Annotated in this window: 27 protein-coding genes, 1 tRNA gene, 1 pseudogene and 1 riboswitch; of the genes and pseudogenes, 13 read left to right on the top strand and 16 right to left on the bottom strand. The window is 62.4% G+C overall.

The window, feature by feature from the left end; translation table 11 throughout:
• Nucleotides 1-73 precede the first annotated feature (73 nt).
• From ACFPWW_RS00885 to sugE, 5 genes are all read left to right on the top strand, one after another.
• Nucleotides 74-1,201, top strand: a complete 1,128-nt coding sequence (locus tag ACFPWW_RS00885; protein WP_112756451.1) for an S-(hydroxymethyl)glutathione dehydrogenase/class III alcohol dehydrogenase — start codon at nucleotides 74-76, stop codon at nucleotides 1,199-1,201.
• A gap of 6 nt (nucleotides 1,202-1,207) precedes the next feature.
• The gene (locus tag ACFPWW_RS00880) at nucleotides 1,208-1,579 is read left to right on the top strand and encodes a hypothetical protein (protein WP_112756449.1); all 372 of its coding nucleotides are present in this window, start codon (nucleotides 1,208-1,210) and stop codon (nucleotides 1,577-1,579) included.
• A gap of 100 nt (nucleotides 1,580-1,679) precedes the next feature.
• Complete coding sequence (locus tag ACFPWW_RS00875) at nucleotides 1,680-2,153, top strand: GNAT family N-acetyltransferase (protein WP_377309919.1); 474 nt, start codon at nucleotides 1,680-1,682, stop codon at nucleotides 2,151-2,153.
• A 9-nt stretch (nucleotides 2,154-2,162) separates the two neighbouring features.
• Entirely contained in the window at nucleotides 2,163-2,606 is a 444-nt protein-coding gene (locus tag ACFPWW_RS00870) for a YaiI/YqxD family protein (RefSeq protein ID WP_377309918.1), read from the top strand.
• 173 nt (nucleotides 2,607-2,779) lie between these two features.
• The gene (sugE, locus tag ACFPWW_RS00865; RefSeq protein WP_112567714.1) at nucleotides 2,780-3,094 is read left to right on the top strand and encodes a quaternary ammonium compound efflux SMR transporter SugE; all 315 of its coding nucleotides are present in this window, start codon (nucleotides 2,780-2,782) and stop codon (nucleotides 3,092-3,094) included.
• Nucleotides 3,095-3,155: 61 nt separating this feature from the next.
• On the opposite strand, the gene ACFPWW_RS00860 is transcribed toward sugE, so the two are convergent.
• The 7 genes from ACFPWW_RS00860 to crcB form a co-directional block, all read right to left on the bottom strand.
• Nucleotides 3,156-3,551, bottom strand: a complete 396-nt coding sequence (locus tag ACFPWW_RS00860; RefSeq protein ID WP_112567712.1) for a DoxX family protein — start codon at nucleotides 3,549-3,551, stop codon at nucleotides 3,156-3,158.
• A 128-nt stretch (nucleotides 3,552-3,679) separates the two neighbouring features.
• The gene (locus ACFPWW_RS00855; protein ID WP_112757699.1) at nucleotides 3,680-5,212 is read right to left on the bottom strand and encodes an acyl-CoA carboxylase subunit beta; all 1,533 of its coding nucleotides are present in this window, start codon (nucleotides 5,210-5,212) and stop codon (nucleotides 3,680-3,682) included.
• Between the two features lie 89 nt (nucleotides 5,213-5,301).
• The gene (locus ACFPWW_RS00850) at nucleotides 5,302-5,754 is read right to left on the bottom strand and encodes a hypothetical protein (RefSeq protein ID WP_112567708.1); all 453 of its coding nucleotides are present in this window, start codon (nucleotides 5,752-5,754) and stop codon (nucleotides 5,302-5,304) included.
• 68 nt (nucleotides 5,755-5,822) lie between these two features.
• Entirely contained in the window at nucleotides 5,823-6,608 is a 786-nt protein-coding gene (locus ACFPWW_RS00845) for an ATP12 family chaperone protein (protein ID WP_112567706.1), read from the bottom strand.
• A gap of 9 nt (nucleotides 6,609-6,617) precedes the next feature.
• Entirely contained in the window at nucleotides 6,618-7,265 is a 648-nt protein-coding gene (locus tag ACFPWW_RS00840) for an HAD-IA family hydrolase (RefSeq protein WP_377309914.1), read from the bottom strand.
• Nucleotides 7,262-8,260 (bottom strand): RluA family pseudouridine synthase, encoded by a 999-nt coding sequence (locus ACFPWW_RS00835; RefSeq protein WP_112568259.1) that lies wholly within the window; start codon nucleotides 8,258-8,260, stop codon nucleotides 7,262-7,264. The genes ACFPWW_RS00840 and ACFPWW_RS00835 overlap by 4 nt, the downstream gene beginning before the upstream one ends.
• A 97-nt stretch (nucleotides 8,261-8,357) precedes the next feature.
• Complete coding sequence (crcB, locus tag ACFPWW_RS00830) at nucleotides 8,358-8,735, bottom strand: fluoride efflux transporter CrcB (protein WP_377309912.1); 378 nt, start codon at nucleotides 8,733-8,735, stop codon at nucleotides 8,358-8,360.
• Between the two features lie 121 nt (nucleotides 8,736-8,856).
• Between crcB and ACFPWW_RS00825 the strand changes: the two genes are divergently transcribed.
• Nucleotides 8,857-9,120, top strand: coding sequence for a hypothetical protein (locus tag ACFPWW_RS00825; protein ID WP_112567692.1), 264 nt, complete (start codon nucleotides 8,857-8,859; stop codon nucleotides 9,118-9,120).
• Nucleotides 9,121-9,184: 64 nt separating this feature from the next.
• On the opposite strand, the pseudogene ACFPWW_RS00820 reads toward ACFPWW_RS00825, so the two are convergent.
• Nucleotides 9,185-9,631 (bottom strand): annotated as a pseudogene (locus tag ACFPWW_RS00820) (copper chaperone PCu(A)C); the annotation flags it as partial.
• Nucleotides 9,632-9,955: 324 nt separating this feature from the next.
• A riboswitch (glycine riboswitch) is annotated at nucleotides 9,956-10,046 on the top strand.
• A gap of 155 nt (nucleotides 10,047-10,201) precedes the next feature.
• Here ACFPWW_RS00820 and gcvT point away from each other — a divergent pair.
• The 5 genes from gcvT (at nucleotide 10,202) to ACFPWW_RS00795 (ending at nucleotide 15,384) form a co-directional block, all read left to right on the top strand.
• Complete coding sequence (gene gcvT, locus ACFPWW_RS00815; protein ID WP_377309910.1) at nucleotides 10,202-11,338, top strand: glycine cleavage system aminomethyltransferase GcvT; 1,137 nt, start codon at nucleotides 10,202-10,204, stop codon at nucleotides 11,336-11,338.
• A gap of 23 nt (nucleotides 11,339-11,361) precedes the next feature.
• Nucleotides 11,362-11,724, top strand: a complete 363-nt coding sequence (gene gcvH / locus ACFPWW_RS00810; RefSeq protein WP_112567686.1) for a glycine cleavage system protein GcvH — start codon at nucleotides 11,362-11,364, stop codon at nucleotides 11,722-11,724.
• Nucleotides 11,724-14,588, top strand: coding sequence for an aminomethyl-transferring glycine dehydrogenase (gcvP, locus tag ACFPWW_RS00805; RefSeq protein WP_377309908.1), 2,865 nt, complete (start codon nucleotides 11,724-11,726; stop codon nucleotides 14,586-14,588). The genes gcvH and gcvP overlap by 1 nt, the downstream gene beginning before the upstream one ends.
• A 186-nt stretch (nucleotides 14,589-14,774) precedes the next feature.
• Nucleotides 14,775-15,020 carry a DUF982 domain-containing protein gene (locus tag ACFPWW_RS00800; RefSeq protein ID WP_377310402.1) on the top strand — a complete coding sequence of 82 codons (246 nt, stop codon included), beginning with the start codon at nucleotides 14,775-14,777 and terminating at the stop codon, nucleotides 15,018-15,020.
• A gap of 288 nt (nucleotides 15,021-15,308) precedes the next feature.
• Nucleotides 15,309-15,384, top strand: a tRNA-Thr gene (locus ACFPWW_RS00795).
• A 49-nt stretch (nucleotides 15,385-15,433) separates the two neighbouring features.
• On the opposite strand, the gene ACFPWW_RS00790 is transcribed toward ACFPWW_RS00795, so the two are convergent.
• Nucleotides 15,434-16,402: an SDR family NAD(P)-dependent oxidoreductase gene (locus ACFPWW_RS00790; RefSeq protein ID WP_112705301.1), complete on the bottom strand. Its 969-nt coding sequence runs from the start codon at nucleotides 16,400-16,402 to the stop codon at nucleotides 15,434-15,436.
• A gap of 135 nt (nucleotides 16,403-16,537) precedes the next feature.
• On the opposite strand from ACFPWW_RS00790, the gene ACFPWW_RS00785 reads away from it, so the two are divergent.
• The gene (locus ACFPWW_RS00785) at nucleotides 16,538-17,122 is read left to right on the top strand and encodes a TetR/AcrR family transcriptional regulator (protein WP_112756432.1); all 585 of its coding nucleotides are present in this window, start codon (nucleotides 16,538-16,540) and stop codon (nucleotides 17,120-17,122) included.
• A gap of 122 nt (nucleotides 17,123-17,244) precedes the next feature.
• Complete coding sequence (locus ACFPWW_RS00780; RefSeq protein WP_377309905.1) at nucleotides 17,245-17,550, top strand: flagellar basal body protein; 306 nt, start codon at nucleotides 17,245-17,247, stop codon at nucleotides 17,548-17,550.
• Between the two features lie 13 nt (nucleotides 17,551-17,563).
• Here ACFPWW_RS00780 and ACFPWW_RS00775 read toward each other — a convergent pair whose 3' ends face one another.
• The 7 genes from ACFPWW_RS00775 to sufB form a co-directional block, all read right to left on the bottom strand.
• Nucleotides 17,564-18,184, bottom strand: a complete 621-nt coding sequence (locus ACFPWW_RS00775; RefSeq protein ID WP_377309903.1) for a LysE family translocator — start codon at nucleotides 18,182-18,184, stop codon at nucleotides 17,564-17,566.
• Between the two features lie 105 nt (nucleotides 18,185-18,289).
• Nucleotides 18,290-18,685 carry a Fe-S cluster assembly scaffold SufA gene (sufA, locus tag ACFPWW_RS00770; protein WP_377309902.1) on the bottom strand — a complete coding sequence of 132 codons (396 nt, stop codon included), beginning with the start codon at nucleotides 18,683-18,685 and terminating at the stop codon, nucleotides 18,290-18,292.
• Between the two features lie 76 nt (nucleotides 18,686-18,761).
• Entirely contained in the window at nucleotides 18,762-19,136 is a 375-nt protein-coding gene (locus ACFPWW_RS00765) for an SUF system Fe-S cluster assembly protein (protein WP_112567668.1), read from the bottom strand.
• A gap of 10 nt (nucleotides 19,137-19,146) precedes the next feature.
• The gene (locus ACFPWW_RS00760; protein WP_377309899.1) at nucleotides 19,147-20,388 is read right to left on the bottom strand and encodes a cysteine desulfurase; all 1,242 of its coding nucleotides are present in this window, start codon (nucleotides 20,386-20,388) and stop codon (nucleotides 19,147-19,149) included.
• A gap of 12 nt (nucleotides 20,389-20,400) precedes the next feature.
• On the bottom strand, nucleotides 20,401-21,675 hold the full coding sequence (gene sufD / locus ACFPWW_RS00755) for a Fe-S cluster assembly protein SufD (RefSeq protein ID WP_112756424.1): 1,275 nt from the start codon (nucleotides 21,673-21,675) through the stop codon (nucleotides 20,401-20,403).
• Between the two features lie 23 nt (nucleotides 21,676-21,698).
• Nucleotides 21,699-22,454: a Fe-S cluster assembly ATPase SufC gene (gene sufC, locus ACFPWW_RS00750; protein ID WP_112567662.1), complete on the bottom strand. Its 756-nt coding sequence runs from the start codon at nucleotides 22,452-22,454 to the stop codon at nucleotides 21,699-21,701.
• A gap of 152 nt (nucleotides 22,455-22,606) precedes the next feature.
• On the bottom strand, nucleotides 22,607-24,076 hold the full coding sequence (gene sufB / locus ACFPWW_RS00745) for a Fe-S cluster assembly protein SufB (protein WP_377309898.1): 1,470 nt from the start codon (nucleotides 24,074-24,076) through the stop codon (nucleotides 22,607-22,609).
• Nucleotides 24,077-24,088: the final 12 nt, after the last annotated feature.

Below are 24,088 nucleotides of genomic sequence, written 5' to 3'. Positions count from 1 at the left end.
ACGGCTTTTTCCGCTTGAGCCATCCTCTTGCGGCGTGCAAGAATCCACCACGCAAATCACGAGGAGATCGACCATGGATGTTCGCGCCGCCGTTGCCGTTCAGGCAGGAAAACCGCTTGAGGTCATGACCGTTCAGCTGGAAGGGCCGAAGGCCGGCGAAGTGCTGGTCGAGGTCAAGGCGACGGGCATCTGCCACACCGACGATTTCACCCTTTCCGGCGCCGATCCGGAGGGCCTCTTCCCGGCCATTCTCGGCCATGAGGGCGCGGGCATCGTCGTCGATGTCGGCCCCGGCGTCACCTCGGTGAAGAAGGGCGATCACGTCATTCCGCTCTATACGCCGGAGTGCCGCGAATGCCCCTCCTGCCTGTCGCGCAAGACCAATCTCTGCACCGCGATCCGCGCGACCCAGGGCCAGGGCCTGATGCCGGACGGCACCTCGCGCTTTTCGATCGGCAAGGACAAGATCCACCACTATATGGGCTGCTCGACCTTCGCCAATTACACGGTTCTTCCCGAGATCGCCGTCGCCAAGGTCAATCCGGACGCGCCCTTCGACAAGATCTGCTATATCGGCTGCGGGGTGACGACCGGCATCGGCGCCGTCATCAACACCGCCAAGGTGGAGATGGGCGCCACGGCCATCGTCTTCGGCCTCGGCGGCATCGGCCTCAACGTCATCCAGGGCCTGAAGCTTGCCGGCGCCGACATGATTATCGGCGTCGATCTCAACAACGACAAGAAGGCCTGGGGCGAACGCTTCGGCATGACGCATTTTGTCAACCCATCCGAAGTGGGCGCCGATATCGTGCCCTATCTCGTCAACATGACCAAGCGCGGTGCCGACCAGATCGGCGGCGCCGATTACACCTTCGACTGCACCGGCAATACCAAGGTCATGCGCCAGGCGCTGGAAGCCAGCCACCGCGGCTGGGGCAAGTCGGTCATCATCGGCGTTGCCGGCGCCGGCCAGGAAATCTCCACCCGTCCCTTCCAGCTCGTCACCGGCCGCACCTGGATGGGCACGGCCTTCGGCGGTGCGCGCGGCCGCACCGACGTGCCGAAGATCGTCGACTGGTACATGGAGGGCAAGATCCAGATCGATCCGATGATCACCCACACCATGCCGCTCGAAAAGATCAACGAAGGCTTCGAGCTCATGCATTCCGGCAAGAGCATCCGCAGCGTCGTGCTCTACTGATCGCTCATGAATCTGCTGAAAAACTGGAAGTTGAAACTGAGGTACGGAAAGCTGAAAACGGCTTTCCGTCACTTCACGGTGATTGCCGACGGGGAGATCGCTGAGGCCAATCCGGATTTTGAGACCACGGAAGGCGCGGCTGCCTTCTTTTCGATGCACGCCTGGGCCGCGGATGGAGACGAAGCTACGGATATGGCCGTCAAGATAGGACGGCACGTCGGGTTCAACGCCACTGGCCGCATCTATCTGTACTCGACCGATCCGCAGGAGCCCCCAAGAGACCAGCCATTTGCTTACGGCCTAAATTTTCATCAATATCTGCGTGGTGACGAGCATATGGAGGAAGGTTCTCCTTTACCGAACGGCGGCATCCACTGACTTGTCTTGTCGAGCACTGCCAGCCACCCGTTCCAAGAAACAACCAAGGCTTCGAGCTTATGTATTCCGGCAAAAATATCCGTAGCGCGGTTTTGTATTGATGGTTCCACTTAGCTATACGGTCGATCTCAAGGGGCTTGACGAGCTCTCCGCGCGGGAGCTCTACGATCTCCTGAGAATGCGCGTCGATGTGTTCGTCGTTGAGCAGAACTGCCCCTATCCGGAACTGGACGGCAAGGATATCGACGCCCTGCACCTGCGGCTCATGGACGGCGGCGAACTGCTGGGCTCGACGCGGATTCTGAAGCCGTACGGCGGAGATCATCCGGCAAAGATCGGCCGCGTCGTCGTCTCCCCTGCCCACAGGGGCAAGCGGCTCGGCGATGCCTTGATGAAAGAATCGGTCGCCGCCTGCGAAAAGCTCTTTCCGGAAAATCCCGTTGCCTTGTCCGCGCAGGCACATCTGCGCGGGTTCTACGAATCCTTCGGTTTCGTCAAGACTTCCGAGGAATATCTGGAAGACGGCATTCCCCATATCGATATGGTCCGTCAGCTGGCCACTCGGCCGGCGTGAGGTCTCGCCATGATCTATGTCGATGCCGATGCCTGCCCGGTCAAACCCGAAATCCTGAAAGTGGCCGAACGTCTCGGTTTGGAAGTGACTTTCGTCGCCAATTCCGGCCTGCGCCCGTCCCGCGATCCGATGGTCCGCAACGTCATCGTCTCCAACGCTTTCGACGCCGCCGACAACTGGATCGCCGACAATGCCGGTCGAGGTGATGTCGTCGTCACTGCCGATGTGCCGCTGGCGGTCCGCTGCGTTGCCAAGGGTTCCTTCGTCACCGGCCCGACAGGCCGCGTCTTCGACGAAACCAATATCGGCATGGCAAGCGCCATGCGCGATCTCGGCGCGCACCTGCGCGAAACCGGCGAGAGCAAGGGCTACAACGCTGCCTTCAGCCCCAAGGATCGCTCGCGTTTCCTCGAAACCTTCGACCGTCTTTGCCGCAGGGCGAAGAACGTCTGAGCCAAGTGCGCAACCAGGCGGAAATCGGGTGGCATGGCAGCTATGCCAATTCCTAGCTTGAAGTGAGCCGTTCCCTCGTCCATATCACATGCGACGCAGACGACTGCGGCGCTCGGGCTTGCCCCGGTCGCAAAAGTCGCGGGGACGGCCTCGCTCTTGACAAGGAGAGTATGATGGCCTGGTTTCTGCTTTTTCTCGCTGGCCTTTTTGAATGCGGTTGGGCGATCGGTCTGAAATATACCGATGGCTTCACCCGTCCCGTCCCGACGATCCTCACGGTCATTTCCATGGTGGTGAGCGTCATATTGCTCGGACTTGCCGTCAAAACCCTGCCGATCGGCACGGCCTACGCGATCTGGACCGGTATCGGCACCGTCGGCACCGTCCTGCTCGGCATCTGGCTTCTGGGCGATGCGGCGCAGGCTTCCCGCCTGATCTGCATCGCGCTGATCGGCGCCGGCATTGCCGGCCTCAAATTGACGGCCTGATAAGGAAATATCGGAAATGGAAAGCAGGCTGCGGGCGCTCAACCGCCCGCAGCCTCATCTGTCAGGCTGCCGCGTTTCTGTTATCGACCGACCACGCACCGGCGCCGGCAAAGAACAGGTAGAGGAAGACGAAGCAGAACAGGATTGCCGCATCGCCCTGGTTGAGGGCCGGGAAGAAGCTGTGCGGCATATGCGCCATGAAATAGGCGATCGCCATTTCGCCCGACAGCAGGAAGGCGACCGGCCGCGTGGCGAAACCGATCAATATCAGGATGCCGCCGACAAGCTCCAGCAATCCGGCAATGAGGAACAGCGTGGACAGCGGACCGTCGCCCTGGGCGGCCGGAAAGCCGAAAAGCTTCATCATGCCGTGCTCGATGAACAGAAGCGCGGTCATGATTCTGAGAGCGGCCAGACCATAGGGGCGGTAGGCAGACAGACGCTCGAAAGTTGACATAAAGACTCTCCTTAATGGTGTGCTGCCGAGCGTTACCGCGTCCCTAACAGGGATTGAAGACACGGTTTGCTGACAGGCGTTCACAACTTCGACAGTGGGTAAACACCTGAAGAGGCTCCCTTATTCGATCATAGCGGAATGTTGTCATGCTTCTTCCAGGGATTGCTGAGATCCTTGTTCCTCAGCATCTTGAGACCCCGCGCCAGCCGCCGCCGCGTCGAATGCGGCATGATCACCTCGTCGACATAGCCGCGTTCGGCCGCCACGAAGGGCGACAGGAAGCGATCCTCGTACATTTTCGTATGAGCGGCGATCTTTTCGGGATCGGCGATGTCCTTGCGGAAGATGATCTCGACGGCGCCCTTGGCGCCCATGACCGCGATCTGCGCCGTCGGCCAGGCATAGTTGAGGTCGCCGCGCAGGTGTTTCGAGGCCATCACGTCATATGCGCCGCCGAAGGCCTTGCGGGTGATCACCGTCAGCTTCGGCACCGTCGCCTCGGCATAGGCAAACAGCAGCTTGGCGCCATGCTTGATAAGCCCGCCATATTCCTGCGCCGTGCCCGGCAGGAAGCCCGGCACGTCGACGAACGTGACGATCGGAATATTGAAGCAGTCGCAGAAGCGCACGAAACGCGCAGCTTTCCGCGACGCGTCGCTGTCGAGCACGCCGGCCAGCACCATCGGCTGGTTGGCGACGAATCCGACCGTCGATCCCTCGATGCGCCCGAAACCGCAGACGATGTTCTTGGCAAAGCTTGCCTGGATCTCGAAGAAATCCCCCTCGTCCGCCACCTTCTGGATCAGTTCCTTGATGTCGTAGGGCTTGTTGGCATTGGCCGGGATCAGCGTGTCCAGCGAACTGTCGGCGTCTGTCACCGACTGGTAACATTCGATCTCCGGCACCGGCGAAGTGTTGGACTGCGGCAGGAAATCGATGAGCCGGCGCACTTGGCTGAGCGTATCGACATCGTTGTCATAGGCGCCGTCGGCAATCGAGGAGCGCGTCGTATGCACCGTTGCGCCGCCGAGTTCCTCCGAGGTCACGGTCTCGTTGGTGACGGTCTTGACCACATCGGGGCCGGTGACGAACATGTAGGACGTGTCGCGCACCATGAAGATGAAGTCGGTCATGGCAGGCGAATAGACGTCGCCGCCGGCGCAGGGTCCCATGATGACGGAAATTTGCGGAATGACGCCGGATGCCAGCACATTGCGCTGGAAGACCTCGGCATAACCGCCGAGGGCGGCCACCCCTTCCTGGATGCGCGCGCCGCCCGCATCGTAGATGCCGATAACAGGCGCGCGGTTCTTCAGCGCCATATCCTGCACCTTGATGATCTTCTCGGCATGGGCCTCCGAAAGCGAGCCGCCGAAAACGGTGAAATCCTTGGCGAAGACGAAGACCGTGCGGCCGTTGACCGTGCCCCAGCCCGTCACCACGCCGTCGCCGGCAATGCGGCTCTTGTCCATGCCGAAATCGGTGGAGCGGTGCTCGACGAACATATCGAACTCCTCGAAGGAACCTTCGTCGAGGAAGAGATCGATGCGTTCGCGCGCCGTCAGCTTGCCGCGCTGGTGCTGCGCGTCGATGCGTGCCTGCCCGCCGCCGAGACGGGCAATACCACGGCGGCGTTCGAGCTCTTCCAGAATATCCTTCATGATCTCCCCTCGCCGCTGTCGGCGGCTTCATGGCTGGAGCAATCCCGGCAGATGCGTGCAGCGGTCTTGCGTCCGGTATTGCTCAGGAACTAACGCCCGCTGAGTGCGAAGGCGGAGCGTACGCGCGCTGCTATATCTTCTGCAAGGATATCGTCAGCCAGATAAGGATCGGCGGTGAGGCTGGTGACTTCAAAGGAGGTCACGGCAATGACCGATCCATCCTCCACGGACGCGGCATCGATGCTGACCTTGGCGACGTTGCGGTCCTTTTGGAAGCCGAGCCCCTTCTGGACCGAAACGATGCGGATCGTCAGGACGACGCGCGGCAATTCGGTGGTGCGGACCGTCGCGCGGATGGCGGCGTTGACGCGGTCGCTGATGCCGGAGAGCAGCTCCGCCGACATGGTCGTGCTGGAGAGCACGACCGCGCTGCGCACGTCATAGATAGGTTTTTCCTGCTTCTTCGGCATGAGGCTTACACAGGCCGTCAGCGCCACGCACACAAGCGCCATCAGGCAGAACCTCGACCTCAACCACGTCATTCCAAATTCCTGCAAATCCCCGTCCGGAGTCGCAGATTTCGTCATAAAGCCGGTCAAGGCAATATGATTCAGGCCCTTAGCGTGAAAAAAACATCGGTCGCGGCCTTAAAGTCCTCATGGCGCTTGGCGCGGCGCTGTTCGGCTTCCTCGTCGCTTCCCCAATGTTCGATGGTCCAGTCCTCGTCGAGATGGGCAAGCGCCCAGCCCTCTTCCGGCGTAATCCGGCCCTCGGCAATGGCGAGCGCCAGCAGTGCCGAACCGGTGAGCGTTGTCACCGTGTGGAGAGCGGCAAGCGCGAGCGCGCCGTCATGCCGGCGCAGCGCCGAGCCGAAGGCGGCGATCGCCTCGCGCGGCTGTTCGTGATGCATCACGCCTTCGACGAGAATGAAGCGCGCGCCGAGATCGGCGGCAGCCCAGTCGAGCACCGGGTCCCAGCGCTCCGTCTGCCGTTCGACCAGCTTTTCCGGGCCGTCGGCGCGGTAGCAGAGCAGATCGCTCGACGAAAAGCGCAGGATATCTTCGAACACGGCCTGCGTGTCGGTGGCGACGCCGTCGATCGCCGTGTTGACGAGGCGCGTCACCGGCATCAGCGACGGGTCGATCACCTCGGCCTGCGCCTCCCATTCGGCGGCCACAAGCTTCGCCAGCGCCTCGTTCGGCAGCGCCAGAACCTGCCGGGCCGGCGTGCGCACGGCCTTGCCGTCAAGCGTGATGGCAAAGCCCTCCTCGACCGGCTCGACCGACACGGTCTGATAGAAGCGCTTCGGCAGCGGCTTCTTCATCTGGATCTGCGCGCGGCGGATCGGATCGGGATGGCTCAGGCCTTCGGAAAGGTCGTTCAGCAGGTCGCGCATGGGCTCACCTCAGGAAAAATGGCGCAGGATCTCGTCAGGATGATAGGCGATCGCATCGGCGCCGTTGGCGATCAGTTCATCCACGCTGGCATAGCCCCAGGCAACGCCGATCGCCTTGGCGCCGGCAGCCTTTGCCATCTGCATATCGTAAATGGCATCGCCGATGACAATGGTGTCGGCGGCATTCATGCCGGTTTCGTCACAGCATTCGCTGACCATGGCCGGATGCGGCTTGGAAGGGCAGTCGTCGGCGGTGCGCGCCACGATGAAGTCGAAGCCGTGCGTATCCATGACCAGCTTGAGCCCGCGCCGGGATTTGCCTGTCACCGCGCCGATCAGCAGGTCCTCGCGCCGGCTGGCGGCATCGATCATCTCGCGGATGCCGGGAAAGAGCGGCTCCCGGTAATCGAGGTCCTGGCGCACGACCGAAAACAGCGATTTGTAATGCGCCGTCATGTCGATGTCCTGCTGCTTGACATGCGGCCGGCCCTGCATGCGGGCGATGGCGATATCGAGCGACAGGCCGATGATCGCCTTGGTGTCTTCGAAACGTGGCTCCGGCTTGCCGAATTTTTCGAACGTGCGGCGCATGGTTTCGTGGATCAGCCCGGCGCTGTCGACCAGCGTGCCGTCACAATCAAAAAGCGCGAGCTTCATTCTTCGTCATCCAGGATCGGGGCTGAGTTCTCGTCGAAACCGAGCAGGTTCCAGCTCTGCACCATATGCGGCGGCAGAGGCGCGGTCACCCGCAGGCGCCCGCCCGAAGGGTGCGGAATATCGATATGGCGGGCGTGCAGATGCAGCCGCTTCTGGATTCCGCCGGGAAAATCCCAGTTCGGGTCCTCGTCGAAATATTTGGGATCGCCGATGATCGGATGGCCGATATGCAGCGCATGGACACGAAGCTGGTGCGTGCGCCCCGTATAGGGTTCCATCTCCAGCCAGGCGAGGCGCTGGGCCGCCGTCTCGATGATGCGGTAATAGGATACGGCATGATCGGCCCCCTCCTCGCCGTGTTTGGCAATGCGCATCCGGTCGCCGTCGATCGTCGGCTCCTTGACGAGCCAGGTCGAGATCTTGTCCTCGCGCTTGCGCGGCACGCCCTTGACCAGCGACCAGTAGGTCTTCTTGGTGTCGCGCTCGCGAAAGGCCGCGGTCAGCTTCTGCGCCGCACCGCGCGTGCGGGCAATGACGAGCACGCCGGAGGTGTCGCGGTCGAGGCGGTGGACGAGGCGCGGCTTCTCGCCCTTCTGGTTCGTCCATGCTTCCAGCATCTTGTCGATATGGCGCGCGACACCCGAGCCGCCCTGCACGGCAAGGCCGGCCGGCTTGTTGAGCACGATCACCTTGTCGTCCTCGTGCAGCACCATGCGCGCCAGAAGCTCGGCATCGCCGGAATGTTTCAGGTCCTTGCCGGCGATCGGGCCGGACTTGACCTTGGCGTCGACCTCGAGCGGCGGCACGCGCACCATCTGGCCGGGCTGCACGCGCGCATCGGTCTTCACCCGTCCGCCGTCCACACGGACCTGGCCGGAGCGGAGAAGCTTCTGCAGCTGGCCGAAGCCGAGGCCCGGATAGTGGATCTTGAACCAGCGGTCGAGCCGCATGCCCGCTTCGTCGGGCTCCACCTTGATGTGTTCTATGCCTGCCATGGAGTTCTTTCGGAAAATATGCGGCGCGATCAAAGGCGGCGCGTCTCTTGCCGCTGCCTTTAGAGCATTTTTCAGAAAACGGAAATCGGAATCGAAATCAGATCAGAGCGCGCATCAGCCCGAGGCCCGCGATGACGGCCAGCATCGAGAGCCCGACGCTCGCCGCGATATAGATGCCGCCGGCAAGGACCTCGCCGCGCTCGAACAGCGTGATCGCATCCAGCGAGAAGGCGGAAAAGGTGGTGAAGCCGCCGAGAAAGCCGGTGATCAGCAGGAGCCGCAGTTCCGTCGACGCGTCGAAGCGGCGCGCAATCATCTCGGCAAATACGCCGATGACGAAACAGCCGACGACGTTGACGGTGAGCGTTCCCCACGGGAAACTCGGCCCCATGAGCCGCACGGAGCCCAGGCCGACATAATATCTCAGAAGCGAACCGATTGCGCCGCCGACCGCGACGAGCAGAGCTTGGAACATGGCTCCGGTCTATTGCGATTCTGCCCTTTTTCCAATCGAATCTGTGGAATTCTTACCAATCGGTAAAATGCGAGTGATTTTGTTAAGCTGAACGCGAAGATCCCGCGGGTATGACAGGCGCATGACACAGCTTGTTACCATATCGGCGAGCACAGCCGCCCTCGCCTTCGAAACCCTGCGAATCCCGCAGCGCGTGGCGACGGGCACGGCCGCACGCGAGGCGCGCAAGATTGCCGAACGCCAGCTCAACCAGAGCAGCGGCAACCCGGAAGAAACCACCAACGTCATCCAGAACACCGAAGTCGCGCTCGATCTGATGACCAAGGGTTTCCGTCAGCCGCAGGCCGGGTTGCAGCAGGCGCTGCAGTCCTACGAGGATGTCTGAGATTTAGGGATGGCCGGGAGGAGCGGAGCCCGCGACGCGATCGCGGGCTTTTGTTGTTCAGGACCTATTTTCCCTGCGCCGACAGCACGTTCAGCACCAGATCGACCTTGCCGGCCTTTTCGAAGCTCAGCGTGACCGGCACTTTGTCGCCCTGTTTGAAGGGCGTTTTCACCTTCTGGAACATCAGGTGCAGGCCGCCGGGCGCAAGTGTCACGGTCTGGCCGGCGGGAACCGCAATACCGTCCTTCAGCTCGCGCATCTTCATGACATTGTCCGTCATGGCCATCTCGTGAAGCTGCACCTCGCCGGCATTGGGCGACGTGACCGATACCAGGCGGTCGTCGATCGAGCCCTTGTTCTTCACCGTCAGGAAGCCGCCGCCGACGGGTTGGCCGGGCAGCATCGCCTTGGCAAAGCCGCCGGAGATTTCGAGATCGCCGACCCCGACCACCTCGCCGCCGGCAGGCATGGTCATGGAGCCCATCTTCATGCCCTGCATGGTCTGATGGTCCTGGGCGATCGCCGATCCGGCAAACGCAGCGGAACACAGAAGGGCGGCAAAACCGAACGTCCTGATCTTCATTCAATATCTCCTTGCTCGTGAAGCCTTTCCCGATGAGATTACAGCATTCTGCCGCGGCAGGTTTGCGTTGGAGCAAAGGCGGTTGGCGAAGGACATGCCGAATGGCGCGTCCCTGACCCGCGATAGCCAATTTCGCCCGCGAAGGCAAAGGCCCAATTGCCGCGTCCGCCGGCCGCTCTTCCGGAGCCGCGACAAAAATTTGTGCGACACCGACATTTTGCTTGCCAAGGCCTGCCACCCCCGGATAATTGCCGCAACCTTGTTGGGAGAAGCCGGCTGCGATGCCGGTGCCGAAGGAGCAACCGCCCCGGAAACTCTCAGGCAAAAGGACCACAAGGGGCAGACGGAACTCTGGAGAGAGGCGTTCTCGAAACGTCCGCCGAAGGGATAACAATCTCAGGCACAGGGACAGAGGGGGCTCAAGGAGACAAGGCGCAGCCGCGCCTTCAGTTTTGAGCCCGCGCCCGGAATTTCCGGCGCAAACCCCGGAGGCGTCTTTTGGACGATACTGCTGCCCTCAAGAAAACCCCGCTTCACGCGCTGCATCTGTCGCTCGGCGCCCGCATGGTGCCCTTCGCAGGCTATGACATGCCGGTGCAATATCCGGCCGGCGTCCTGAAGGAACACCTGCAGACCCGCGCTGCCGCCGGCCTTTTCGATGTCTCCCATATGGGCCAGCTCATCATCAAGGCGAAGTCCGGCAAGTATGAGGATGCGGCACTCGCCCTCGAAAGCCTCGTACCCGTCGATATTCTCGGCCTCGCCGAAGGACGCCAGCGCTACGGTTTCTTCACGGACGAGAACGGCGGCATCCTCGACGACCTGATGATTACCCATCTCGACAACCATCTTTTCGTCGTCGTCAACGCCGCCTGCAAGGATGAGGATGTCGCGCACCTGCAGAAGCATATTTCCGATACCTGCGAGATCACCGTTCTCGACCGCGCCCTGATCGCCCTGCAAGGCCCGCGCGCCGTCGAAGCGCTTGCCGAACTCTGGGCCGATGTCGCCGCCATGAAATTCATGGACGTGCGCCACTGCCGCCTGCACGACGTTTCCTGTCTCGTCTCGCGCTCGGGCTATTCCGGCGAGGACGGTTTCGAAATCTCCATTCCCGCCGACAAGGCCGTCGATGTCACCAACCGGTTGCTTGAGCACCCCGATGTCGAGCCGATCGGCCTCGGCGCCCGCGATTCGCTGCGCCTCGAAGCCGGCCTCTGCCTCTATGGCAACGATATCGACACGACGACTTCGCCTGTCGAAGCCGCCATCGAATGGGGCATGCAGAAGGCTCGCCGCACCGGCGGCGCCCGCGCCGGCGGTTTCCCCGGTGCCGAGCGCATCCTCGGTGAACTGGACAACGGCGTTTCCCGCAAGCGCGTCGGCCTGAAGCCGGAAGGCAAGGCGCCGGTGCGCGGCCATTCCAGGCTCTATGCCGATGCCGAGGGCAAGACCGAGATCGGCGAAGTCACTTCGGGCGGTTTCGGCCCTTCGGTCGAAGGTCCCGTCGCCATGGGCTATGTGCCGGTCGCCTATGCCGCCCCGGGCACGCAGATCTATGCCGAAGTCCGCGGCAAGTTCCTGCCCGTCACCGTGGCCACCCTTCCCTTCATCACGCCGACCTACAAACGCTGACCCTATTGCGAGAGGATTTTTCCATGCTGAAATTTACCCAGGAACATGAATGGCTGAAGCTCGAAGGCGATGTCGCGACCGTCGGCATCACCACCTACGCTGTCGAGCAGCTCGGCGACCTCGTTTTCGTGGAACTGCCGGAAGTCGGCGCCACCTTCTCCAAGAACGACGATGCGGCGACCGTCGAATCCGTCAAGGCCGCCTCGGAAGTCTACTGCCCGCTCGATGGCGAGATCGTCGAAGTCAATCCGGCCATCGTCGCCGATCCCTCGCTCGTCAATTCCGACCCTCAAGGGGCCGGCTGGTTCTTCAAGCTCAAGCTCAAGAACCTCGGCGATGTCGACGGCCTGCTCGACGAGGCGGCCTACAAGGAGCTGACCGCGTAATGACGACGCCTACCGAATTCCAGTTTACCGACTATCAGCCCTATGACTTCGCAAACCGTCGTCATATCGGCCCCTCGCCGTCTGAAATGTCGGATATGCTCGGTGTCATCGGCTACAAGAGCCTTGATGCGCTGATCGACGCGACCGTGCCGCCGGCCATCCGCCAGAAGGCGCCGCTCGCCTGGGGCGCGCCGATGACGGAGCGCGAGGCGCTCGACAAGCTGCGCGAAACCGCCAACAAGAACAAGGTTCTGACCTCGCTGATCGGCCAGGGCTATTACGGCACGATCACGCCGCCGGTCATCCAGCGCAACATCCTGGAAAACCCGGCCTGGTACACGGCCTACACGCCCTACCAGCCGGAAATCTCTCAAGGCCGCCTCGAAGCGCTGCTGAACTACCAGACGATGATCTGCGACCTGACCGGCCTCGACGTCGCCAATGCCTCGCTGCTCGACGAAGCAACGGCCGCTGCCGAAGGCATGGCCATGGCCGAGCGCGTTTCGAAGTCGAAGGCCAAGGCCTTCTTCGTCGATGCCGATTGCCATCCGCAGACGATCGAGCTGATCAAGACCCGCGCCGAACCGCTCGGCTGGTCTGTTGTCGTCGGCAACCCCTTCACCGATCTCGATCCGGTCGATGTCTTCGGCGCGATCTTCCAGTATCCGGGCACGCACGGCCATGTGCGCGATTTCACCGGCCTGATCTCCCGCCTGCACCAGACGGGCGCGATCGCCGTCGTCGCCGCCGATATCCTGTCGCTGACGCTTCTGAAGTCGCCGGGTGAAATGGGTGCGGATATCGCCATCGGTTCCTCGCAGCGTTTTGGCGTCCCCGTCGGCTACGGCGGCCCGCATGCCGCCTATATGGCGGTCAAGGATGCCATCAAGCGCTCCATGCCCGGCCGTCTTGTCGGCGTGTCCGTCGATGCCCGCGGCAACCGCGCCTATCGCCTGTCGCTGCAGACGCGCGAACAGCATATCCGCCGCGAAAAGGCGACGTCGAACATCTGCACCGCGCAGGTCCTGCTCGCCGTCATGGCCTCCATGTATGCCGTCTTCCACGGCCCCAAGGGCATCAAGGCGATCGCCCAGCAGGTCCACCAGAAGGCCGTGCTGATGGCCAAGGGCCTGGAAAAGCTCGGCTACACGGTCGAGCCCGAAACCTTCTTCGACACGATCACCGTCGATGTCGGCCACATGCAGGGCCTCATCCTGCGCGCAGCCGTCGCCGAAGGCGTCAACCTGCGCAAGGTCGGCCAGACGAAGATCGGCATGTCGCTCGACGAGCGCACCCGCCCGGCAACGCTGGAAGCCGTCTGGCGCGCCTTCGGCGGCAATTTCCAGATCGCCGATTTCGAGCCCTCCTATCGCCTGCCCAAGGATCTCCTGCGCACCAGCGAATACCTGACGCATCCGATCTTCCACATGAACCGTGCCGAAAGCGAAATGACCCGCTACATCCGCCGGCTCTCCGACCGCGATCTGGCGCTCGACCGCGCCATGATCCCGCTCGGCTCCTGCACGATGAAGCTGAACGCCACGGCCGAAATGCTGCCGATCACCTGGCCGGAATTTTCCGACATCCATCCTTTCGTGCCGGCAGACCAGGCGCTCGGCTATCGCGAAATGATCGATGACCTGACGGAAAAGCTCTGCGCCGTCACCGGCTACGACGCCTTCTCCATGCAGCCGAATTCCGGCGCGCAGGGCGAATATGCCGGCCTTCTGACCATCCGCAATTATCATATTGCCAGCGGCCAGGGTCATCGCGACGTCTGCCTCATTCCGACTTCCGCGCACGGCACCAACCCGGCCTCGGCCCAGATGGTCGGCATGAAGGTGGTTCCGGTCAAGGCGAAGGAAAACGGCGACATCGACATGGACGATTTCCGCGCCAAGGCGGAAGAGCATGCGGCAAACCTCTCCTGCTGCATGATTACCTATCCGTCCACGCACGGCGTCTTCGAAGAAACCGTCAAGGAAATCTGCGATCTCGTGCACAAGCACGGCGGCCAGGTCTATCTCGACGGCGCCAACATGAACGCCATGGTCGGCCTCGCCCGCCCTGGCGATATCGGTTCGGACGTGTCGCACCTCAACCTGCACAAGACCTTCTGCATTCCGCATGGCGGCGGCGGCCCCGGCATGGGTCCGATCGGCGTCAAGTCGCATCTGGCCCCTTACCTGCCCGGCCACCTGGAAACGGACGGCCGTTCGGGCGCGGTTTCGGCAGCGGCCTTCGGTTCGGCATCCATCCTGCCGATCTCCTGGAGCTACTGCCTGATGATGGGCGGCGAAGGCCTGACGCAGGCAACCAAGGTTGCGATCCTCAACGCCAACTACATCGCCGCTCGCCTGAAGGGCGCCTACGACGTGCTCTACAAGTCGGCCGCCGGCCGTGTGGCGCATGAATGCATCATCGACACGCGCCCGCTGGTCGACAGCGCCGGCGTCACCGTCGATGACGTCGCCAAACGCCTGATCGACTGCGGCTTCCACGCGCCGACCATGAGCTGGCCGGTTGCCGGCACGCTGATGATCGAGCCGACCGAGTCCGAGACCAAGGCCGAACTCGACCGTTTCTGCGAAGCGATGCTGGCGATCCGTCAGGAAGCCCGCGACATCGAGGAAGGCCGTTCGGACAAGCTGAACAACCCGCTGAAGAACGCCCCGCATACGGTCGAAGACCTCGTCGGCGAATGGGATCGCCCCTATTCGCGCGAACAGGCCTGCTTCCCGCCCGGCGCCTTCCGCGTGGACAAGTACTGGTCGCCGGTCAACCGCGTCGACAACGTCTATGGCGACCGCAACCTGATCTGCACCTGCCCGCCGGTCGAGGCTTACGCCGAGGCTGCCGAATAGCGAGGAGCGATCGGGCGGAGCCCGGGCAATCGACCCGGTAAGCCGATTGCAGCGACGAACGCCCTGAACCAAAGCAAAGGGCTTGGCAAACAAAGGCCCCTTCCATCACGGGAGGGGCTTTCCTAGTTTCGATAGAATGCACGAAGGAAGGTGACACCCATGCCCCAGGATCAAAGCGAAGCCAGAATGCAGGCGCCCTGGTCGAAGCCTGTGCTCATCGCCCTCGAAGAGCCCGGCAAATATATGAGCATCGATACGACCCAGGCCGCCTCCTGGGCGATGATCGAGGACTGGCCGACGGAGGACGGTGCGGCACTCGACCAGGCGCTGCTGGTCTGCGCCGATGTCATCAAGGGCAAGCGCACCGGCGAGGACGCGCGCAAGGCATTCATCGCCGCCGCAATCGAAGCAGGACTGGATATCAAGGCCTGAGCGGCGGCACGCTGCGGAAACGGACGATGCGCGGCCGTCCCTGCCTGAAGACGAGAGCAAGCCGGCGGACTTTTTCTGGACTTTGATCGGCGCGAGTGAACCGTTTTCGGTTCTCTGCGTAGAGGTTCGTGCTGGACGCTGCAAGACCAGCCGGGAGAAGGGTTGCCTGCCCCTGTACCGGGCGCCCTTCTCCTGCATATGCCCCCTGCGGCGGGTTAACCTTACCCGCTAACCGTCTCTCCAGCCTCCGCTCGCCTGCAGGCGTCATTTCTGGCATGGAGGGGCCACGCCCCTCGTAGCTCAACGCAAGAGCAGCTGTCCAGTTTGCAGCCGATCCAGGTTCGATTCCTCGGCAGGGGCACCAGTTTCCCGGTCCCCCTGCTCTCTGGCATCGAAGCGCACCCGTCTGCGGCTCAGAAGCGCTCGCCGACCATCTCCTCGCTCCTGGCCCACAAGGCCCTCGCCGTCTCGGGATCGAGTGCGTAGGAGCGGACGCCTTCGGAAACCGGGCTGATCTCCGCATCCGTCACTTCGGAGACGTGGCAATTCTCGCAATATCTGCCGCCGACCACGTCCGGCTCGGCAACGAAACCTGCCCAGACGGAGGTAGCCGCCCCCTGCGGGATCGTCTTCCATGCGAAGGGTGGCTTGCCCTCGGCGGCAAGGGCCGCGTTGATCTGCGCCAGCATGCCTTCGATCATGCCGGGGTCGAGATGACGGCCGAGTTCGGTGTGGATGCCGCCGGGATGCAGCGCCGTTGCACGAATGCCGCGCGCGCCAAGGCGCCGGTCGAGTTCCACTGCGAAAAGAATGTTTGCGGTCTTCGACTGGGCATAGGCCGCCCAGGGTTCGTAGGTCCTGTTCTCGAAATTCAGGTCGTCGAGGCTGAAGGGCGCCATGCGGTGGCCCGAGGATGCGACGATCACGATGCGGCCGCCCGATCTGATGAGCGGCGCGACGCGGTTGACCAGCACGAAATGGCCGAGATGGTTGGTGCCGAACTGCGTTTCGAAACCGTCGGCGGTACGGCCGAAGGGGGCCGCCATCACGCCGGCATTGGCAATGACGACATCGAAGGGGCGGCCGTCGGCCACAAGCGCATCGGCGCAGGCCCGCACGCTCGCCAGAGAGGCGAGATCGAGCTCGACAAGCTCCAGGCTGCCGCCATTGGCCGCGTCGGCGCGCACGACCTCCGTTGCCGCTCTCGCCTTCGCGAGGTCGCGGGCCGCACCCACGACCTGCGCTCCGTGGGCTGCAAGCACGCGCGCGGTCTCGACGCCGAGGCCGGCCGAAACACCCGTCACCAGAACGCGCTTGCCTTTGAGGTCGATGCCGGCGAGTACCTCGTCGGTGGTCGATGTCGCGCCAAAAGGTCCACTCATGATTATCTCCTATGATCATGGACGCACCGCTCCGGGCTGGTGGGCCATTGCCCGCCGGCCTCTAGTGGAATAAAAGGAGGATGCCTCCAGATAAATACGGAGGGTGCCTCCGCTTATCAAGGGGACTTCTCGAAAATGGCCGGAAAAAATGACGGACCCACCGCGCGAAAGCCGCGCGCGGATGCCGAACGCAATCGTCTTCTGCTGCTGGAAGCGGCAAAGACCGTGTTTGCCGACAAGGGTTCCGGTGCCAGCCTCGAGGAAATTGCCCGCGCCGCAGGCGTCGGCATCGGCACGCTCTACCGCCACTTTCCGACGCGCGACGCGCTGGTTGCCGCCGTCTATCGCAACGAGACGGCGCAGCTTGCCGCTGCCGCCAAAAGCTTGTCCGAACTGCACCCCCCCGTCGAAGCGCTTCGCCTGTGGCTGGTGCAGTTCGTCGATTATGTCGTGACGAAACACGGCATGTCCGAACTGCTGGATTCGCTGGTCGGCGGCACGTCCGAACTCTATGCCGATTCCGTCGTGCCGATCACCGATGCCGTCAACCTGCTGATCGACCGCGCCACGGCAGCCGGCGAGATCCGCCTGACGATGGACCCGCTCGACCTTCTGCGGGCGCTGGCCGGCGGCGCGAGCATCAGCTGCGGCCCCGCCTGGCGGGTTGCGGCGCGGCAGCTGATCGACATCCTGATTGCGGGAATGAGCGCAAACCGCTGAGGCCCCGTGCCATTCCGGCACATCAGGCGCAAATCCCCTCGCCTTTCGCTAACCGAAACCGTTCAGCATTCCCTAAGCCCTTGCCGGTAAAACACTTGTGTCCGCAAACAGGGAAACGGTCGATGGGCATTTCTGCTATCACGCATACGGCGCTTTCGGGAATGCTGGCGCAATCGACGCGCGCAGGCGCGATCGCCAACAATGTCGCCAATGCGAGCACGCCGGGTTATGGCCGGCTGAACACCAGCTTCCAGTCCGTCGAACCCGCAGGCGTCCAGGCAACCGTGACCGCGACGGACCAGGGCGTGGATTTTGCCACCGAGCTGACCGACCTCGTCGAGACCGAACAGAGCTACAAGGCGAATGCCGCCGTCTTCGAGACCGGCGCCGATCTCTGGGACGTGCTGATGAGCATCAAACGCGATTGATGCGGCTGACGCGTCACACGACGGAATAAGCCACCGATCCCAGCGCGATGGCGCCGAAGGCGATCAGCATGTAGCTCGTCGCTCGGCCGACCTTGGCCGTGAAATCGCTAGAGAGCCGGTCTCTGGCAAGGCTGACGGCACCGCTCAGGCAAAACCACCAGGCGAGCGATCCCAGGAAAACGCCCGACACGATGACGGTCGAGCTGAACCGGCGCGTTTCCTCCGTCAGGCCGAGCCCGGCAAACAGCGCCCCGAAAGAAAGGATCGTCGCCGGATTGGAGATCGTCAGCAGAAAGGTCGAAAGGGTCGTATGCAGGAAGTCGGCCGCATCGATCTTCGCCACCTTGATTTTCCCCCTGTTCTTCAGTCCCCGCCAGCCGAGCCAGAGCAGCATCAGCCCGCCGCCGAGCGCCAGCGGAATTGTGGCCATCGACATCGTTTCGGAGAAGACGGCAAGCCCCGCCACCGCGACCACCGCATAGCTCGCATCCCCCAGCGCGGTTCCGAGCCCGCCGGAAAAACCGTACCAGAACCCCTTCTCGATGCTTCTGTTGATGCAGAGCGTTCCGATCGGCCCGAGCGGCGCGGTGATGATGACACCCAACAGGGCGCCTTTCAGGAACAGGAAGAGCATTGTCCGCTTTTCTTCTTCTTGGTCGCTTGTCTGCTGTCGGACAGGCTCGTCAAAATCAAAAGGCCGCCAATTATGGCGGCCATCAGGCAAATTCAACGAAAATCGTCAATGCTGGGCCGCAACCACGGCATCGCCGCGCGCGGCAAGTGCTGCAAGATCGGCGGGCTTCAGCTCGACCGATTCGCCGCAGCCGCAGGCCGACGTCTGGTTCGGGTTGGTGAAGGTGAAGCCGGAACGCAGGGTCGTGGTTTCAAAGCCGAGTTCGGTGCCGAGCAGATAGAGAACGGCCGAAGGCTCGATCCAGACCCTGGCGCCATCGCGCTCGATCAGGTCGTCCTTGGCATTGGGCTCCGTCACCATGTCGATGGTATATTCCATCCCGGCACAGCCGCCCTTCTTGATGCCGACGCGAATGCCCTTGGCATCCGGCCCGCCATTTTCGACGATCGCCTTCACGCGCTCTGCGGCGGCTGCCGTCATGCTCATCACTGCAAAGCCCATGGGCCAGAACTCCTTCCACGACCGGGGTCAAGATCCGGCGCTTCATGACAGAATGTAGTCTCCGTCCGTAAACGGATCAATACCAGCCGACGGCGACCTGTGCCTCTTCGGACATCCGGTCCGGCGTCCACGGCGGATCGAAGGTCATTTCCACCTCGACGCCCGAAACGCCTTCGACGGCGCCGACGGCATTTTCCACCCAGCCCGGCATTTCGCCCGCGACCGGGCAACCCGGAGCCGTCAGCGTCATGACGATCTTCACCATGCGGTCGTCTTCGATGTCGATCTTGTAGACGAGGCCGAGCTCGAAAATGTCGGCCGGAATCTCCGGGTCGTAGACGGTCTTGAGAGCGCCGATCACGTCATCGCTGAGCCGCGCCAGCTCCTCTTCGGGAATGCTGGAATGCACGATGCCCTCGCGCACGTCGATCTTCTCTTCATCCAGGCTCATGGCTTCTTCCTCAAGCAAAGAACTTGCGCGCATGGTCGAGCGCCTCGGCCAGCGCATCCACTTCCGCACGGGTATTGTACATGCCGAAGGATGCACGGCATGTGGAGGTCACGCCGAAGCGTTTCAAGAGCGGCATGGCGCAATGCGTGCCGGCGCGGACGGCGACGCCACGGCGGTCGATCACCATCGAGACGTCATGGGCATGGATGCCTGCCAGCTCGAAGGAGAAGATGGCGCCCTTGCCGGGTGCGTTGCCGAAGACGCGCAGCGAATTGACGGACTTCAGCCGCTCTTCCGCATAGGCCGTCAGGTCAGCCTCGTGGGCTGCGATATTCTCGCGGCCGATCCTGTCCATATAGTCGAGCGCATAACCGAGCCCGATCGCCTGCACGATCGGCGGCGTGCCGGCTTCGAAACGGTGCGGCGGATCGTTGTAGGTGACGATATCCTCGCTCACCTCGAAGATCATCTCGCCGCCGCCCTGGAACGGCCGCATCTCCTTCAGCCGGTCCTTCTTGCCGTAGAGCACGCCGATGCCCGACGGGCCGTAGAGCTTGTGGCCGGTCATGACATACCAGTCGCAATCGATATCCTGCACGTCGACCGGCAGGTGCACCGCACCCTGCGAGCCGTCGATCAGCACCGGAATCCCGCGCTCATGGGCAATACGGCAGACTTCCTTGACCGGCACGATCGTGCCGAGCGCGTTCGACATATGGGTGATGGCGACGAGCTTGGTCCTGTCGGTCAGGCTCTTCTCGAATTCCTCGATATGGAAGGCGCCCTCGTCGTCGACAGGCACCCAGACGAGCTTGGCGCCCTGCCTCTCGCGGATGAAATGCCAGGGCACGATATTGGAATGGTGCTCCATGATCGTCAGCACGATCTCGTCGCCCTCGCCGATCTTGGGCATGCCCCAGCCGTAGGCGACCGTGTTGATCGCCTCCGTCGAGTTCTTGGTGAAGACGATATCGTTTACCGAAGGCGCATTCAGGAAGCGGCGAACCTTTTCGCGCGCCGCTTCATAGGCTTCCGTCGCCGCATTGGAAAGGTAGTGCAGGCCGCGATGCACATTGGCATATTCGTGACTGTAGGCATGGGCGATCGCGTCGATCACCGCCTGCGGCTTCTGGGCCGAAGCGCCGTTGTCCAGATAGACCAGCGGCTTGCCATGCACCTTCTCCGCAAGGATCGGGAAATCCCTGCGGATGGCTTCGACATCATAGGCGGTTGCCGGCACGATCTTGTCCATGGCGCTGTCCGATCAGGCGTGCTTTTCCAGCCAGGCCGAAATGACGCCTTCCAGCGCCTCGACCAGGGCTTCGTCTTCCAGTTCCTCGACGATCTCGGCCACGAAGGCGTTGACCAGCATGGCGCGCGCCTTGTTTTCCGGGATGCCGCGGGCCATCAGGTAATAGAGATGGTTGTCGTCGATATCGGCAACCGTCGCACCATGGCCGCACTGCACGTCGTCGGCGAAGATTTCGAGCTCGGGCTTGACCGAGAATTCGGCGTCGTCGGACATCAGCAGCGTGTTGCAGGCCATCTTGGCATCGGTCTTCTGGGCATCGGGCGCAACCCGGATCATGCCCTGGAACACGCCCTTGGCGCGGTCGAAGACGACGTTGCGGATGACCTCGGTGGAGCCGGTATGCGGCACGTTATGGCCGAGAACCATCGTCACGTCGGTATGCGTTTCGCCGCCGAGCAGGTTGATGCCGCGCAGCGTCAGATCGGCGCCCTCGCCCGTCACCTTGATGTTCAGTTCCTGGCGCACCAGCTTGCCGCCGGCATTGATGACGAAGAGCTTGAGCTTGGCATCGGCGCCGAGATCGACACGGATCTGGCCGAGATGCGTATCCTCGCCGCCCTGCTGCTGCAGGATGATCCAGGTCAGTTCCGTGCCCTGCCCGACCGTGATGTCACTGACATGCGACACGAGCGCGGCATTGTCCGTCACCGACTGGTGACGCTCGATGACGACACCCTTCACATTGGCGCCGAAGGCAACCGGCAGCCGGCTGTGAATATCGCCGCCGGCATGGACGAACTGGATTTCCAGCGGCTCTTCAAGCTCGGTGCCGTCGGGCACCTCGACCGCATAGCCGTCCTTGACGAAGCTGCCGTTGATGCGGCCGACCGCATCGTCGCGGCCGAGCGCGTCGAGACCCGCGATCGCCGAACCGTCGGTCAGCTTTTCCGAATAGGCCGAGACCATAAGATCGCCGGCGGTTGCCTTGTGAACAGGCCTGCCCTGGATCACCGCAAGAACCGGCGAACCGTCGATCAGCGGCTCCAGCGCTTCCGAGCCGGCATCGCCTGCCTGGACCGGAACGTTGCGCAGCAGGTTTTTCAGGTCCGTATAGTGCCAGGCTTCGATGCGGCGCGTCGGCAGCCCCTGCTTCTTCAGGTCGTCGAGCAGCCGGTCGCGCAGCGCAGTCACCGCGCCATTGCCCGGCAGTTCGCCGATCTGCTGGTTGAAGGCTTCGATCAGCGCCGATTCGGCCGCGGTCAGGCGGCTCGTCGTTTGCATGTTCATGGACGTCGTCCTTTCCGCCACGCTCAGGCTGCGGCGCCGATAATGTCGGCGTAACCGTTGGCTTCCAGTTCATGGGCGAGCGTCTTGTCGCCTGATTTGATGACCTGGCCCTTGTAGAGAACGTGGACCGTATCCGGCACGATATAGTCGAGCAGGCGCTGGTAGTGGGTGATGACGATGACGGCGCGGTCCGGCGAACGCAGCGCGTTGACGCCATCGGCAACGATCTTCAGCGCGTCGATGTCGAGACCGGAATCGGTCTCGTCGAGCACGCACAGCTTCGGCTCCAGCAACGCCATCTGCAGGATTTCGGCACGCTTCTTCTCGCCGCCGGAGAAGCCGACGTTCAGCGGGCGCTTCAGCATGTCCGTATTGATCTGCAGCTTGCCGGCAGCCTCCTTGACGCGGCGCATGAAATCGGGCGTCGTCAGTTCGTCTTCGCCGCGCGCCTTGCGCTGCTCGTTCATCGCCACCTTCAGGAACTGCATCGTGGCAACGCCCGGAATTTCGACCGGGTACTGGAAGGCCAGGAAAATGCCCTTGGAAGCGCGCTCGGCAGCGTCGAGTTCGAGAATGCTTTCGCCGTTATAGAGAATGTCGCCCTCGGTCACTTCATAGTCTTCGCGACCGGAAAGGATGTAGGAGAGCGTCGACTTGCCGGAGCCGTTCGGACCCATGATGGCGGCAACTTCGCCGGCCTTCACGGTCAGGTTCAGGCCACGGATGATCTCGGTGCCGTCTTCGGCGATGCGGGCATGAAGGTTCTTGATTTCAAGCATTTCGTTTTTCCTGTCCATAAGCGGGTTCAAGGGCCGCTTGAATGACCGTTCGCACCGGTCTCGATCGTTATCCTCGGAGGCGAGGATCAAATTTGCTTTGTCTGCGGCCACGGCAAATCCTCGGGACAAGCCCGAGGATGACGGAGGCATGCTTAGCCGACGCTGCCTTCCAGCGAGATGCTGATCAGCTTCTGCGCCTCGACGGCAAATTCCATCGGCAGTTCCTGCAGGACTTCCTTGACGAAGCCGTTGACGATCAGCGCGATCGCCGCTTCCTCGGGAATGCCGCGCTGCAGGCAGTAGAACAGCTGATCCTCGGAGATTTTCGAGGTGGTCGCCTCGTGCTCGAACTGCGCCGTCGAATTCTTCGCCTCGATATAGGGCACCGTATGGGCGCCGCACTTGTCGCCGATCAGAAGCGAGTCGCACTGCGTGAAATTGCGCGCATTTGACGCCTTGCGGTGGGCCGAAACCTGGCCGCGATAGGTGTTCTGCGATACGCCCGCGGCAATGCCCTTGGAAATGATGCGGCTCGACGTGTTCTTGCCGAGGTGGATCATCTTGGTGCCGCTGTCGATCTGCTGATGGCCGTTGGAAACGGCGATCGAGTAGAACTCGCCCCTGGAGTCATCGCCGCGCAGGATGCAGGACGGGTACTTCCAGGTGATGGCGGAGCCGGTCTCGACCTGCGTCCAGGAGATCTTGGAACGGTCGCCGCGGCAATCGCCGCGCTTGGTGACGAAATTGTAGATGCCGCCCTTGCCGTCCTTGTCGCCCGGATACCAGTTCTGGACCGTCGAATATTTGATCTCGGCATCGTCGAGTGCGATCAGCTCGACCACGGCGGCATGCAGCTGGTTTTCATCGCGCTGCGGCGCGGTGCAGCCTTCGAGGTAGGAGACGTAAGCGCCTTCCTCGGCGATGATCAGCGTGCGCTCGAACTGGCCGGTATTCTTCTCGTTGATGCGGAAATAGGTGGAAAGCTCCATCGGGCACCGCACGCCCTTCGGCACGTAGACGAAGGAGCCGTCGGTGAAGACCGCCGAGTTCAGCGTCGCATAATAGTTGTCGGTCGTCGGAACGACGGAGCCGAGATATTTCTGCACGAGGTCGGGATGCTCGCGGATCGCTTCCGAGATCGACATGAAGATCACGCCGGCCTTCTTCAGCTCTTCCTTGAAGGTCGTGACGACCGAGACGGAATCGAAGACGGCATCGACGGCGATCTTCGGCTTTTCGACGCCGGCGAGGATTTCCTGTTCCTTCAGCGGAATGCCGAGCTTTTCGTAGACCTTGAGGATCTCGGGATCGACTTCGTCGAGCGACTTCGGACCCGGCGTGCTCTTCGGCGCCGCGTAATAGTGGATCGCGTTGAAATCGATCTTCGGATAATCGACGCGGGCCCAGGTGGGCTCTTCCATCGTCAGCCAGCGCTTGTAGGCTTCCAGGCGCCATTCGAGCATCCATTCCGGCTCCTGCTTCTTGGCGGAGATCAGGCGGATGATGTCTTCGGAAAGGCCCTTGGGCGCCTTGTCCATTTCGATGACGGTTTCGAAGCCGTATTTATACTGGTCCACGTCGATCTGACGGACGCGATCGACTGTTTCCTGGACAGCAGGCATGTCGTTCTCCAA

Origin of the sequence: Rhizobium sp. GCM10022189 (genome assembly GCF_042656325.1) — a bacterium.
GTDB lineage: Bacteria > Pseudomonadota > Alphaproteobacteria > Rhizobiales > Rhizobiaceae > Rhizobium.
This window is presented reverse-complemented; position numbering and strand designations above follow the sequence as displayed.

Coding starts and splice junctions, on each gene's coding strand:
- ACFPWW_RS00885 (WP_112756451.1), top strand. CDS start 74: ATGGATGTTCGCGCCGCCGTTGCCGTTCAGGCAGGAAAACCGCTTGAG.
- ACFPWW_RS00880 (WP_112756449.1), top strand. CDS start 1,208: ATGAATCTGCTGAAAAACTGGAAGTTGAAACTGAGGTACGGAAAGCTG.
- ACFPWW_RS00875 (WP_377309919.1), top strand. CDS start 1,680: ATGGTTCCACTTAGCTATACGGTCGATCTCAAGGGGCTTGACGAGCTC.
- ACFPWW_RS00870 (WP_377309918.1), top strand. CDS start 2,163: ATGATCTATGTCGATGCCGATGCCTGCCCGGTCAAACCCGAAATCCTG.
- sugE (WP_112567714.1), top strand. CDS start 2,780: ATGGCCTGGTTTCTGCTTTTTCTCGCTGGCCTTTTTGAATGCGGTTGG.
- ACFPWW_RS00860 (WP_112567712.1), bottom strand. CDS start 3,551: ATGTCAACTTTCGAGCGTCTGTCTGCCTACCGCCCCTATGGTCTGGCC.
- ACFPWW_RS00855 (WP_112757699.1), bottom strand. CDS start 5,212: ATGAAGGATATTCTGGAAGAGCTCGAACGCCGCCGTGGTATTGCCCGT.
- ACFPWW_RS00850 (WP_112567708.1), bottom strand. CDS start 5,754: ATGACGTGGTTGAGGTCGAGGTTCTGCCTGATGGCGCTTGTGTGCGTG.
- ACFPWW_RS00845 (WP_112567706.1), bottom strand. CDS start 6,608: ATGCGCGACCTGCTGAACGACCTTTCCGAAGGCCTGAGCCATCCCGAT.
- ACFPWW_RS00840 (WP_377309914.1), bottom strand. CDS start 7,265: ATGAAGCTCGCGCTTTTTGATTGTGACGGCACGCTGGTCGACAGCGCC.
- ACFPWW_RS00835 (WP_112568259.1), bottom strand. CDS start 8,260: ATGGCAGGCATAGAACACATCAAGGTGGAGCCCGACGAAGCGGGCATG.
- crcB (WP_377309912.1), bottom strand. CDS start 8,735: ATGTTCCAAGCTCTGCTCGTCGCGGTCGGCGGCGCAATCGGTTCGCTT.
- ACFPWW_RS00825 (WP_112567692.1), top strand. CDS start 8,857: ATGACACAGCTTGTTACCATATCGGCGAGCACAGCCGCCCTCGCCTTC.
- gcvH (WP_112567686.1), top strand. CDS start 11,362: ATGCTGAAATTTACCCAGGAACATGAATGGCTGAAGCTCGAAGGCGAT.
- gcvP (WP_377309908.1), top strand. CDS start 11,724: ATGACGACGCCTACCGAATTCCAGTTTACCGACTATCAGCCCTATGAC.
- ACFPWW_RS00800 (WP_377310402.1), top strand. CDS start 14,775: ATGCAGGCGCCCTGGTCGAAGCCTGTGCTCATCGCCCTCGAAGAGCCC.
- ACFPWW_RS00790 (WP_112705301.1), bottom strand. CDS start 16,402: ATGAGTGGACCTTTTGGCGCGACATCGACCACCGACGAGGTACTCGCC.
- ACFPWW_RS00785 (WP_112756432.1), top strand. CDS start 16,538: ATGGCCGGAAAAAATGACGGACCCACCGCGCGAAAGCCGCGCGCGGAT.
- ACFPWW_RS00780 (WP_377309905.1), top strand. CDS start 17,245: ATGGGCATTTCTGCTATCACGCATACGGCGCTTTCGGGAATGCTGGCG.
- ACFPWW_RS00775 (WP_377309903.1), bottom strand. CDS start 18,184: ATGCTCTTCCTGTTCCTGAAAGGCGCCCTGTTGGGTGTCATCATCACC.
- sufA (WP_377309902.1), bottom strand. CDS start 18,685: ATGGGCTTTGCAGTGATGAGCATGACGGCAGCCGCCGCAGAGCGCGTG.
- ACFPWW_RS00765 (WP_112567668.1), bottom strand. CDS start 19,136: ATGAGCCTGGATGAAGAGAAGATCGACGTGCGCGAGGGCATCGTGCAT.
- ACFPWW_RS00760 (WP_377309899.1), bottom strand. CDS start 20,388: ATGGACAAGATCGTGCCGGCAACCGCCTATGATGTCGAAGCCATCCGC.
- sufD (WP_112756424.1), bottom strand. CDS start 21,675: ATGAACATGCAAACGACGAGCCGCCTGACCGCGGCCGAATCGGCGCTG.
- sufC (WP_112567662.1), bottom strand. CDS start 22,454: ATGCTTGAAATCAAGAACCTTCATGCCCGCATCGCCGAAGACGGCACC.
- sufB (WP_377309898.1), bottom strand. CDS start 24,076: ATGCCTGCTGTCCAGGAAACAGTCGATCGCGTCCGTCAGATCGACGTG.